The 791-nt window shown below is 68.3% G+C and carries 1 protein-coding gene; it reads left to right on the top strand.

The genetic code is table 11. The features are described 5' to 3' along the window. Window positions 1-465: 465 nt before the first annotated feature. Window positions 466-791, top strand: a 326-nt coding sequence (locus F8178_RS20345; RefSeq protein ID WP_317496468.1) for a hypothetical protein, incomplete at its 3' end; no start/stop codon positions are given.

The raw sequence follows: 791 nt of genomic DNA, 5'->3' as shown, positions 1-791 counted from the left end.
CCGCTGGAGCACACCGATCCGATGGGCGAGTCGGCCATCAGCCTCTGCGCCAGACCGGCTGTGGTTCCCAAGGTTGGCTGGTGGGCAGCTGGTGCGTGCGCAGCTGCCGTCGGAGCGGCGAAGGTCGCCGGGAATGTGCGTTCGTCTCAGGCGGCCGCTGCGGGGGCGGGCTCGGCGCTTGGACTGGGCAGCACAGCCCTTGATCCAACCTTCGGGATCTCGATACCAGATACCGCACAGAACGTTCAGGGAGTTCCCGGCGCCGTGTCGCATTCGGGCGCGACTCCGAACGTCCGCGATGGGTGGAACAGGATTAGCTGGCCGTCAAGTCCTCCCAACCCGGGGCCACAGCCGCGGCCGGTGCGGGGGCCTGCGCCGGGGCCATCAGGGTCTGGCGGCGGCGGAGGCGCTGGCGGTGGCAGTGCAGGTGGCGGAGGCGGCAATGCAGGTCGTTCCGCCGAGGCCGTGCGCCAAGCACTGCGTGCAGCGAGGGTCAAGGAAGCCGCCCGTACACCTGAGCCACGTCCCGATGCGGTCGAGCAGATCGCTCCGCGCATTCAGGAGATGCTCGATGCGTTGAACGATCTCCCTGCGATCGATCTGGGCATCCTGGAACCGCACAACCTCGACAACGATAGCGATGACCAGCGCTTCCAGCCGGACGAGATCGGCGAACACCCAAGTGATCCGGCAGGCGTACCGCCCGCACAGGGCCACCTCGACGACGCCTGCGCCCAAGGCGGACACACCCGATCCGACGGAAGCCGCAGCGCACAAGCATGGGACTCTGG

The organism is Haloechinothrix sp. LS1_15, assembly GCF_033042135.1.
In the GTDB taxonomy this organism is placed as follows: Bacteria; Actinomycetota; Actinomycetes; order Mycobacteriales; family Pseudonocardiaceae; genus Haloechinothrix.
The sequence above is the reverse complement of the archived record's forward strand: the minus strand, read 5'-3'. Positions and strand labels throughout refer to the sequence as shown.